Source organism: Bartonella sp. ML70XJBT, from assembly GCF_028618425.1.
In the GTDB taxonomy this organism is placed as follows: Bacteria; Pseudomonadota; Alphaproteobacteria; order Rhizobiales; family Rhizobiaceae; genus Bartonella.
This window is the reverse complement of sequence record NZ_JAQISX010000032.1, coordinates 1-9,672: the sequence shown is the minus strand read 5'-3', so window position 1 is coordinate 9,672 and position 9,672 is coordinate 1. Positions and strand designations below refer to the sequence as shown.

The window sequence follows — 9,672 nt, the reverse complement described above, 5'->3', positions numbered from 1 at the left end:
ATATGCTCTGAAAAAGGGCGTCGAAGATATCGTAACTGGTCAAGCAATTGGGATATCAAAAACATTTATGCCAACTTGTGGAGAGCTTTTAGCTTATTGCCAGACACTAGAAAATACCCTTCTTTCAAAAGCCGAAAGTGTACGTAGAGCAATTGAAAACACACGTGTGAAAGCACTCAAAGAAAAAACAGCGAAAGAGCATTTTAGACCACTAACGCTTGTTCACAAGCAAGAGCTTGAAAAGGTTTTAAATGGTCTTGGGGGAGCAGTGAAAAACATTGCAAGTTAGCAAAATAGTGAAAAGTGCTGATCATTTTACGATTAGACATGCGTTTAAATAGACAAAAAGGCACCTTACAAAGCGATTTAAAGATTTTATGATAAATCCAACATCTGCAATATAAAACGCTCTGTATGATCAAATTTGAGACAAATAGACCAATTGGTAAAATTAAGGATTAAGACATGCAAATTTTACAACATCTCTTCTTAACACAACGTAAACAGCCCATGCAAAAAAAGTTTGTGGCAACAGCTGTTGGTTATGTACCATGGGGAGATGGAGCAGCAGAGTATTTTTACAACCTCTACGAATATGAAGATGGCAGGAGAGAGTGTGAAAAATTTGATGGCGGTCAGTATTACACCATACCAAAGAATGCGGATTTCAGTACCAAGGCACAAGTAAAAGCATGGGTTTATGGTGGCAACTTACCTAAAAGCGTTCTCAATTACGAACCGCTCATTGATGAAATCAACAAGAAAATCAAAAAATTATCAAAAGCCATTTGATGTATTTTAAGCGAAAAATCGGTCAAGCCAAGTCTTAATTGCTAAGGAGGCTTACTTGCTCTAAAGACGAAATATCCGGTATGGGATTATTATGCCGTGCTTGCCACAGATCATGTTTTTGTTGTAATTTAAGCCAAAATTCCGCATCATTTAAACCAGCCTTTTCTAAGCGTAAAGCAAGGTTAATACTGATTGCAGCATGACAGTTTAAAACACGTGATAAAGTTAAACGTGCAACACCAAGATGATTTGCAGCCTCTGTTACTGTTAAGCCTAATTCATCAAGCAATTCTTCTTTCAAAATACCACCAGGGTGTGGGGGATTGTACATCATGATAACACCTCAAAAATTAATGGTAGTCTTGATAATCAACAAGTTCAACATCTGTTCCGATAAAGCGAAAAGTAACACGCCAATTTGCATTAACACGCATTGACCAATAGCCTTTTAAATCGCCTGTAAGCTCATGGAGACGATAGGATCTAATCGTCATTTGTTCAGGAGCAGATATCGTATCTAAAATTACCAAAATGTTAGCTAGTTTTTTAGCATGTGCAGGTTGTATTCCTTTACAAATTCCTTTTTCGAAAAATAACTTCAACCCTTTATGCTTAAAACTAACGATTGCCATAATATTACCCTTTGCTACTTGATACGATACACCATACACTTATGTCAATCGATTATTTATTAATTTGTTATGTGAAACATAATGTTATATGTTAATAAAAAATAATATCCTTTTGAAATATTTGAAAAAATAAACAAATTATGATAGGATTTTACGTATATAAAATGCAAATCAAATGGAACTCACAAACATGTTGAATAAAGTGATTTTAATCGGGCGTTTAGGGGATGACCCCGAAAGCAAAACAATGAATTCTGGTGCTGAAATAGTCAATTTTCGGTTGGCTACTTCTGAGAGCTATACAGATAAAAATACCAATCAAAAAGTAGAGAAAACAGAATGGCATTCCGTGGTGGTTTTTAATCCACATTTGGCAAAAATTGCGCTTCAATATTTACACAAAGGTTCAAAGGTTTATGTAGAAGGCAAATTACAAACCCGTAAATGGCAAGATAAAAACGGTATTGACCGCTTCACAACAGAGATTGTCTTGCCACAATATAAAGGTGAATTGCAGTTGCTTGATGCAAAAAAAGAGCAATCTGCACACCCCACACCCATTACTTCTCAAAGTTATGCTATCGCTTCAGGTGCTCAAGATTATAGCGCATCTCTTAATGACAGCATACCATTTTGATTTAAATAGCAAAAAGAAAAAATGTGAGTTTCCATAGATGAGGGGATGTATGAGAAAGAAAGATGCCTACATTTCACAAGTGAAAGTACGTCAAGATCCTGTTAATCAATTGGCAATTGAAATGCGTGCAAAGCGCTTCTGCTTGACCATAGAAGAGGCTAAAAATCCGCTTTCTGGGACTTATATTGGGCGGTTATGTTTACAAGGGGTGCTTACTCAAGATCAGTATGATGCTGCACAAAAATATCTTGAAGTAAAAAATGACTATTCGTGTGCAAAAGGTTTGCCAAGCGCTGTGTATGATGAAATGCCCTCATCTTCTGATGACAAAGCAAGAGAAAAATGGGTTAAATTTGCAACAGAACAGTTTTCTAATATGCAAGAGGCGATAAAAGAAACACAACATCTCTATAGACAGTATAACCTTCATGCTGCTTTACAATATCTTGTTGTAGAAGATCAAACATTGCCACATCTTGTGAATTCTTTGCGGGTCGCTCTTAACGCGCTTCATAAATATTTTGACAGAAAAACTAAATGGTAAATGTTGTATGTTGTTTCTTTCGCTATGACGCGAAACGTTTTTCTGTACAATTCGTTATATTTGTATTACAGTGAATACAAATATGAGGATTGTGTTATGACGATATCTATTCGATTGCCAAGTGATCTCGAAACACGTTTGAATAATTTGGCTTCTAAGACAGGACGTACAAAATCTTTTTATTTGCGTGAAATTATTGAACGTGGAATAGAGGAAGCAGAGGATTATTATTTAGCTTCACAGGTCAGAGAGCGTGTTCAAAGAGGAGAGGCTACTTTTTATAGCTCTGAAGAGGTGAGGAAAGAGCTTGGCTTGGACGATTAGATATAAGAAACTAAGAAAGTTATCTATTATTTTGTTTCAAAAGGTGTGATTGTTGTTCTAATAATTCTGCTATAAATACTGCGTGAAAAAAGCTACATAATATATATACAAACATTTCAAAGCATGCGATATAAGCTACAGTTTCCATAGATATGATTTCGCAAAACTGAATCCAAAGAATTAATACATGTAGTAAGAATAAATTCGGTAGCAATTGGATTCTATCTTGGATTGGTGCTATACAGACTGTAAGAGGAAGAGTAAGCACCAAAATAATTATTCCTATCAAATAAGGCATCAAATAAGGCACAAAGGAGTGGGGAAGACATGTGGCAATTATATACGATGTAGACAAAATAATTATTAAAGTTGCTGCTGCTGCGAAATAGGATAATCCCACTAAGCGCAAGAGTAAAAATAAGCTGCGTTTGGCAAAGCGAAAGTAATAATCTCTTGTTTTTTCTTCGCTTTTTTTCTTAATCGCTCTATGTTTTTTAAATTCTTCTCGCTTTTCAATTATTTCGTTCCATTTGCTTTTATCCTTTGTAAAAGCATAATCGATAGTTTCTAACGTTGGCAGTATTATTGTTAATAGTATTTTTCCTACTAAATTTAGGAACTCTTTTAGAGTTTCAAGTATGCCCCCTAGAAATAATCCAATGCCGTAAATTACTAATATAATAATATCAATTAATATTGGGATTATTAAGATAAGGATTACAATTCCTATAATAAACCACATTTTCTCCCCTTTTTTATTAATTATTAGTCATAGTATTGAACCTTTAATTGATTTTTTCTCAACCAGATTTATTCTGTTTCTGTTGTTGCCAAAGCTTTTATTATTATCTTGGATAATTCCTCATTAATTATTTCCTCTTCAACCGCTTGAAGTTCATTAATTCTTTGATCCTTCCAATTAGACGTTATCTGATAATTTTCAATTAAGCGATCATGTTCAAAATTTGCTATTATTCCTAGGTAATTTCTCCAAGCAAACAACAAAATTGCTACTACTAATAAAGAGTTTCTTGAAAATTCAAGATACCAAAGCACCCCGAGTACTATGACTAATAAAAGAGTACCTTGAAATTCTGTATTCCGACCATTCTCTGCTTCTTCCCACATGTCAGAGACTATAGCCCATAGTATGAGTATACCCACTATTACTATGACAATATCACGCATTGTTCTCCCCCGCTTTTTATTAGTTTCTAGTCATATAATTGATTCGTTGAGATGACACAATTGTGAGTGGTTGGTTGTTAAAAACACTAGATTTAGGTGAAAAAAATAAAAAATACACAATATAGTGATTTTTTTTGTTGACAGGATATGAAAAATAGTGTTTTATGGCGTTGCTGTACTAGTCGAATTGCGTCTAGAATTACGGTAAAGGTATAGCCTTTCTTATAAGTTTATATGATTGTTCAGAGCCCTGCTTTTGCGGGGTTTTTTATTGTTTTGTTTACAAAAAGAAACACACATGAAAACCACTGAAAAACTTGCAAAAAGAACGCCCCCAAAGGCAGGTCAAGGGCGGGTAAAAGGCGTGCCAAATAAAACGACACGTATTTTGAAAGAAGCAGTGCTTAAGGCAGCAGAGCGCGCTGGTAAGAAATATGGTGATGATGGTTTGATCTCTTATCTCGAAAAACAGGCAATCAAATGCCCCGCTGCTTATTTGGCATTGTTGGGGAAGATTTTGCCTTTGCAAGTGACAGGAGAAGATGGGGGAGCGATTAAGATGATAACGCGTGTAGAAATCGCGCCTTTGAGTGAATGACGACAAGACAGATTAAGATTGTACCAAAGCTTATACCGATTTTTTCAGGGGATGCTTTGGTCAGAGCGGCTTGGGGTGGACGAGGTTCTGGAAAGACAAGATCTTTTGCCTTGATGGCTGCTTTAAAGGGCTATCAATTTGGTATGGGGGGAATATCAGGGACTATCCTTTGTGCGCGTCAGTTTCAAAATTCGCTGGCTGAGAGTTCTTTGGAGGAAATTAAGCGTGCTATTGAAGCCCATGACTTTTTGAAGGACTATTATAAAGTTGGAGAGGCTTCGATTAAGTCAAATGATGGTCGTATAGCTTTTCAGTTTTGTGGACTAGACCGTAATATCGCCAGTATTAAATCGATGGGGCGCATTTTGCTGTGTTGGGTTGATGAGGCAGAGCCAGTCACAGAAACGGCTTGGCAGACGCTTATACCAACATTGCGTGAAGAAGGAGAGGGATGGCGGGCAGAGTTATGGGTGACATGGAATCCGTTACGAGATAATGCACCGGTTGAGAAGCGCTTTCGCTTTTCAGATAATGAAGCCATTAAGCGTGTTGAGATCAATTGGTCCGATAATCCGAAGTTTCCTAAGATCTTGAATGAAACGCGGCTTGATGATTTGAGATACCGCCCCGAGACCTATAAGCATATCTGGGAAGGGGCTTATCTTACCGCGGTTCAAGGCGCTTACTTTCAAAAGGAAATGTTGGCAGCCGAGCAGGAGGGGCGGATAGGGCGTGTTGCTCGTGACCCCTTGATGCAAATACGTGCTTTTGGGGACATTGGGGGAACAGGAGCCAAGGCAGATGCAACAGCGATATGGATAGCACAGTTTGTGGGGCGAGAAATAAGAGTGCTTAATTATTACGAAGCACAGGGACAGCCTTTATCGGAACATATCGGTTGGTTGCGTCAAAATGGTTATGAGAAGGCACTGATGGTTCTCCCCCATGATGGTGCGACCAGAGACCGTGTGCACAATGTGAGTTTTGAGAGTGCGTTAAATGATGCGGGTTTTGAAACGCAGGTCATTTCTAATCAAGGGGCGGGGGCTGTCAAGATGCGGATAGAGGCGGTGCGGCGTATTTTACCCTCAGTTTGGTTCAATGAAGAGATGACGGTAGCAGGGCGCAAAGCACTGAATTGGTATCACGAGAAATGGGATGAGAAGCGGGGGATTGGTTTGGGGGCAGAGCATGATTGGTCGAGCCATGGGGCAGATGCCTTTGGTTTAATGTGCATTGTCTATGAAGCCCCCAGTGTCAAACCCAAGCAAGAGCGTTATTGCACTATGGAAAGAGAAGCGGCATCATGGATGGCATTCTAGATCAAGACTTTCAAAAAACGACAATCCTCGATGAATATGAACTCTATAAGCGTTTAAAGTCTTGGTACGCAGAAGATATTGAACATGTTAATGAATGGCGTGAACAGGCGCGTGAAGATTTTGATTTTTATAATGGTCGTCAATGGGCAGAGGAAGATCTTGCGGTTTTAAAAGAGCAACGCCGTCCTGTCATGACTTTTAACCGCATTGCACCCCTTGTGAATGCTATTGTTGGGGCGGAGCGTAATAATAAGCGCGAAGTACAGTTTCAACCACGGCAAATGGGAGCAGCAATACCCAATGAATTGCTTACTGGAGCAGCAGAATGGTTTCGTGATGAGGCGGAGGCGGAATATGCCGATTCCGATGCTTTTCAGGATATGGTTATTTGCGGTATGGGCTGGACAGATACGCGGCTTGATTATGATACAGATCCCGAAGGGATACCTGCTGTTCAACGTTTAGATCCCTTAAAAATGGTTTGGGATGCCAATGCCGTAAGACCAAATCTCATTGACGTACAGCGTATGTGGTATGTTGATCGCAAATCCGTTGAAGATGCTAAAAGTCTTTTTCCTGATGTTGCTGTTGAAGATCTTAACGCCGATTGGGCTATCGATAGTACAACCGCTTCTGAGGATTCTCATGTGTCGCTTGATGCATATCAAGATGACTCCAGTGCGTCTTCTCTCTCAGAGCCGTGTTCTGGGAAACGCTATGTTACGCTTGTTGAATGCCGTTGGTTTGAATATGAGATCACTTACAAGGCGCCTGATCTTCAAACCGGTCAGATGCGCAACTATAGCAAACAGGAGTTTGAACAGCTTCAAAGGGTAATGCCACAACTAAAAGGGGTGTGTTTTAATAAAAAAGTGGTGAGACGCGCTTTTCTAGGACGACGTCTTTTTGCAAAGCCCGATAAGCCATTAGCACCTGATGGACAACTTGGGTGGGAGTGTATCACGGGCACGCTGGATAAGCTTAAAAACCAGTTTTACGGGATTGTTCGCCCCGCAAAAGATCCACAAAAATGGTCGAATAAATATTTTAGCCAAGTGATGTATATCCTTAATAGCCAGTCTAAGGGCGGCTTGATGGCAGAACGAGGCGCTTTCGATGATGATCGTCAAGCGTTAGAAAGCTGGGCGCGAACGGATGCAATTACTTGGGTTAAAAATGGCGCGCTTACAGGAGGGAAAATTCAACCAAAGCCAAGTGCACAATTTCCCAATGGATTTTTCCAGCTGTTTAATGAATCGCGTGAAGCGATAACGCATGTAACAGGGTTATCGGCTGAGTTTATCGGCACAAGAGAGGTTAATCAAGCCAATGTGCTGGAAAATACACGCCGGCAATCAACGCTTAATTTGCTTGCGGGGTTGTTTGATAATCTTAAGCTTTATCGGTGCAGACAGGGAAAGATTATCCTTTATCTTATTCAAAATTATCTTTCTGATGGGCGTTTGGTGCGTATTTCTGGACCAGAAAATGCGCAGTATGTACCCTTAACACGTGAAGCTGTCACAACGCTTGAATACGACATTATTGTTGATGATTCACCGACAAGCCCCAATGAAAAAGAGAAAACTTTTGCGGCAATTACGCAGATGTTGCCTTTGCTTGGTGGGTTCTTAACACCGGAGATGATTCCAGATCTTTTAAAGCTTTCCCCACTACCGGCAACATTGGTAGCAAATTTAACGGCAAAGGCGCAGCAAGCACAACAAGAACAACAGCAACAGAAGATGATGCAACAAAGCCAAGGGGCGCAATTAACGCCAGAGCAACAAGCAAAGATTGCTGTTTTACAGCAGGAAGCGCAAGCAAAGAACACACTCTATCAACTTGATGCACAGCAGAAACAAGCGGCATTGCAGCAGAAAAATATCGAACTTTTTTTAAAACAAGAACAAGCGCGGATGCAGCTTGAGTTGCAACAGGCAAAAAATGAGATAGCGCAGCGTGATTTAGAACGCAAAGCTTTACAGGCACAGTTGGAACACTATCGAGTTTTGACAAAAAATATAATAGCACATTGAAGGGACAGAATATGGAAGAAGAGTTTACACCTGAAGAACAAGCAATTTATGACGAACATTTTGCCAGTGATAATGCTGTTGAGTTGGTCGAGCCAGAGCAAGTTGAAGAGGTGTTTGAATCAGAGGAAAGTTCTGAACAGCTACCTGTAGAAGCTCTTCAGGAGCAGCCAAGTTCTGATACAATAGAATCTGATAAATTAGAGCAAGAGCGGCAAGCACGTCAAAAGGCAGAACAAAGCGCCATTGAAGCGCGTGAATTGGCTATTGAACTTGCGCAAAAATATGCCGCAATGCAAGAAGAAATCACGCGCCGCCGTGAGGAAAATGTTCCCTCCCTAGAAGACGACCCAAAAGCACATGTTGCATGGCTTAGTCATAAGGTACAGGAACAACAGAAATTGCTTGATGAGTTTTCTCATATGAGAGAGAGCCAAGAGCGCATGAGTCAAGAGGAATATGAACGTCAAAAGTTAGGGGATTATTTCGAGGAATCCAAAGCGCAGGTACAAGATAAATATCCAGATTTAGACAGTATCACGGACTATCTCTATGAAAGAGCAGACAATGTTCTACAAGCGCAAGCAAGCCTTTATCCGCAATGGAAAGACCCTGTAGCACGGCAACAGCAAATTGGTGCTGAATTGCGCCAAATATGCCAGCAGTGTCAGAAAGCCGGTATAAATCCAATTGAGGTGCTGGTGCAAAAAGCGAAAGCTTTTGGCTATAGTGGAGCACCAGTTAAGGACGAAGTGGGAGCCCTTCAAGAGCGCTCTCAAGCAGCGCGGACGCTTACAGCGCGCGGCGGGCAAGTTCCAACATGTGGTATGGATGTGAGAACGCTTTTTTCCATGCCGGAAGCAGAATTTGCAGCATGGGTTGAGAAAAATCCCAAAAAATTTGAACAAATTATGAGCAGAGCATGAAGATGTGCGCAATGGCGCGACAGAGAGAACTCAAGTGATTGTTATCGTTTGGGGGAGCCGCAAGGCGAGTTTTAAAACCAAGAAAGGCATTGATTGAAATGGCAGTAACAGAAGTAAAGCTCAATGACCCATTAGCCGTTGGCGTTTGGGCTAAGATGCTAAACACAGAGACCTCAAAAGCGTTGCCCATTGCACCGCTGATGGGGGAGAGCAAAAACAGCATTATCCAAGTGTTGGATGTGCTAGGAAAATCCGCTGGTGACTCCGTTACGAGTGGATTACGCGTCCAACTTATGGGGGATGGCGTTAGCGAGGGACAAACGCTAGAAGGCAATGAAGAAGCCCTCCAATTTATGAATGAAAAGGTGCGCATCAACGAGCTTACTCATGCTGTGCGCATCAAATATGAAGGCTCTATTGATCAACAACGTGTTCCCTTTAATTTGCGTAAAGAAGCAAAAGATGGGTTGGTTGATTGGTATGCAGACCGTTTAAGTATGATGTTTTTCATTCAGGCAGCAGGCTATACAGCACCATGGATGCATTTTGAAGGGCGCAGCATAACGTTTAAACCGGTGCATTATGGTTTTAATGCGCCATCAGAGCCAAGCAAATTGCGCCTTATTCGCCCAGCCAAGAAAAAAACAGATGAAGAGCTTACAAAAGAGGATGT

At 40.5% G+C, this 9,672-nt stretch carries 13 protein-coding genes and 1 pseudogene; 10 read left to right on the top strand and 4 right to left on the bottom strand.

Annotated elements, in window-relative coordinates; translation table 11 throughout:
- Together PVV65_RS08625 and PVV65_RS08620 are read left to right on the top strand one after the other, a co-directional pair.
- Nucleotides 1-289, top strand: a 289-nt coding sequence (locus tag PVV65_RS08625; RefSeq protein WP_273789886.1) for a hypothetical protein, incomplete at its 5' end; no start/stop codon positions are given.
- Between the two features lie 176 nt (nt 290-465).
- Nucleotides 466-792: a hypothetical protein gene (locus PVV65_RS08620; RefSeq protein ID WP_273754514.1), complete on the top strand. Its 327-nt coding sequence runs from the start codon at nt 466-468 to the stop codon at nt 790-792.
- 34 nt (nt 793-826) lie between these two features.
- On the opposite strand, the gene PVV65_RS08615 is transcribed toward PVV65_RS08620, so the two are convergent.
- Together PVV65_RS08615 and PVV65_RS08610 are read right to left on the bottom strand one after the other, a co-directional pair.
- Nucleotides 827-1,126 (bottom strand): HigA family addiction module antitoxin, encoded by a 300-nt coding sequence (locus tag PVV65_RS08615; protein ID WP_273719272.1) that lies wholly within the window; start codon nt 1,124-1,126, stop codon nt 827-829.
- Nucleotides 1,127-1,142: 16 nt separating this feature from the next.
- Nucleotides 1,143-1,424 (bottom strand): type II toxin-antitoxin system RelE/ParE family toxin, encoded by a 282-nt coding sequence (locus PVV65_RS08610; RefSeq protein ID WP_273719271.1) that lies wholly within the window; start codon nt 1,422-1,424, stop codon nt 1,143-1,145.
- Nucleotides 1,425-1,614: 190 nt separating this feature from the next.
- Here PVV65_RS08610 and ssb point away from each other — a divergent pair, with 190 nt between their 5' ends.
- The 3 genes from ssb (at nt 1,615) to PVV65_RS08595 (ending at nt 2,929) form a co-directional block, all read left to right on the top strand.
- On the top strand, nt 1,615-2,061 hold the full coding sequence (gene ssb / locus PVV65_RS08605; protein WP_273789885.1) for a single-stranded DNA-binding protein: 447 nt from the start codon (nt 1,615-1,617) through the stop codon (nt 2,059-2,061).
- A gap of 49 nt (nt 2,062-2,110) precedes the next feature.
- Complete coding sequence (locus PVV65_RS08600; protein ID WP_273789884.1) at nt 2,111-2,605, top strand: hypothetical protein; 495 nt, start codon at nt 2,111-2,113, stop codon at nt 2,603-2,605.
- Nucleotides 2,606-2,701: 96 nt separating this feature from the next.
- On the top strand, nt 2,702-2,929 hold the full coding sequence (locus PVV65_RS08595) for a DUF6290 family protein (protein ID WP_273789883.1): 228 nt from the start codon (nt 2,702-2,704) through the stop codon (nt 2,927-2,929).
- A gap of 19 nt (nt 2,930-2,948) precedes the next feature.
- On the opposite strand, the gene PVV65_RS08590 is transcribed toward PVV65_RS08595, so the two are convergent.
- Entirely contained in the window at nt 2,949-3,671 is a 723-nt protein-coding gene (locus PVV65_RS08590) for a hypothetical protein (protein ID WP_273789882.1), read from the bottom strand.
- A gap of 68 nt (nt 3,672-3,739) precedes the next feature.
- Nucleotides 3,740-4,117: a hypothetical protein gene (locus PVV65_RS08585; protein WP_273789881.1), complete on the bottom strand. Its 378-nt coding sequence runs from the start codon at nt 4,115-4,117 to the stop codon at nt 3,740-3,742.
- Between the two features lie 298 nt (nt 4,118-4,415).
- On the opposite strand from PVV65_RS08585, the pseudogene PVV65_RS08580 reads away from it, so the two are divergent.
- The 5 genes and pseudogenes from PVV65_RS08580 to PVV65_RS08560 form a co-directional block, all read left to right on the top strand.
- Nucleotides 4,416-4,731, top strand: a pseudogene (locus PVV65_RS08580) (hypothetical protein).
- Nucleotides 4,712-6,037: a PBSX family phage terminase large subunit gene (locus PVV65_RS08575; protein ID WP_273789880.1), complete on the top strand. Its 1,326-nt coding sequence runs from the start codon at nt 4,712-4,714 to the stop codon at nt 6,035-6,037. Before PVV65_RS08580 ends, PVV65_RS08575 begins: the two are co-directional and overlap by 20 nt.
- Nucleotides 6,022-8,076 (top strand): portal protein, encoded by a 2,055-nt coding sequence (locus PVV65_RS08570; RefSeq protein ID WP_273789879.1) that lies wholly within the window; start codon nt 6,022-6,024, stop codon nt 8,074-8,076. The genes PVV65_RS08575 and PVV65_RS08570 overlap by 16 nt, the downstream gene beginning before the upstream one ends.
- 11 nt (nt 8,077-8,087) lie before the next feature.
- A complete protein-coding gene (locus PVV65_RS08565) occupies nt 8,088-8,999 on the top strand; it encodes a hypothetical protein (protein WP_273789878.1) in 912 nt (303 codons plus the stop codon).
- 98 nt (nt 9,000-9,097) lie between these two features.
- The coding region (locus PVV65_RS08560) for a DUF4043 family protein (protein WP_273789887.1) at nt 9,098-9,672 on the top strand (575 nt) is incomplete at its 3' end.

What these genes read in the sequence shown, in the direction of transcription:
- PVV65_RS08565 (WP_273789878.1), top strand. Translation starts at nt 8,088, where the DNA reads ATGGAAGAAGAGTTTACACCTGAAGAACAAGCAATTTATGACGAACAT.
- PVV65_RS08620 (WP_273754514.1), top strand. Translation starts at nt 466, where the DNA reads ATGCAAATTTTACAACATCTCTTCTTAACACAACGTAAACAGCCCATG.
- PVV65_RS08615 (WP_273719272.1), bottom strand. Translation starts at nt 1,126, where the DNA reads ATGATGTACAATCCCCCACACCCTGGTGGTATTTTGAAAGAAGAATTG.
- PVV65_RS08610 (WP_273719271.1), bottom strand. Translation starts at nt 1,424, where the DNA reads ATGGCAATCGTTAGTTTTAAGCATAAAGGGTTGAAGTTATTTTTCGAA.
- PVV65_RS08575 (WP_273789880.1), top strand. Translation starts at nt 4,712, where the DNA reads ATGACGACAAGACAGATTAAGATTGTACCAAAGCTTATACCGATTTTT.
- ssb (WP_273789885.1), top strand. Translation starts at nt 1,615, where the DNA reads ATGTTGAATAAAGTGATTTTAATCGGGCGTTTAGGGGATGACCCCGAA.
- PVV65_RS08590 (WP_273789882.1), bottom strand. Translation starts at nt 3,671, where the DNA reads ATGTGGTTTATTATAGGAATTGTAATCCTTATCTTAATAATCCCAATA.
- PVV65_RS08600 (WP_273789884.1), top strand. Translation starts at nt 2,111, where the DNA reads ATGAGAAAGAAAGATGCCTACATTTCACAAGTGAAAGTACGTCAAGAT.
- PVV65_RS08570 (WP_273789879.1), top strand. Translation starts at nt 6,022, where the DNA reads ATGGATGGCATTCTAGATCAAGACTTTCAAAAAACGACAATCCTCGAT.
- PVV65_RS08585 (WP_273789881.1), bottom strand. Translation starts at nt 4,117, where the DNA reads ATGCGTGATATTGTCATAGTAATAGTGGGTATACTCATACTATGGGCT.
- PVV65_RS08595 (WP_273789883.1), top strand. Translation starts at nt 2,702, where the DNA reads ATGACGATATCTATTCGATTGCCAAGTGATCTCGAAACACGTTTGAAT.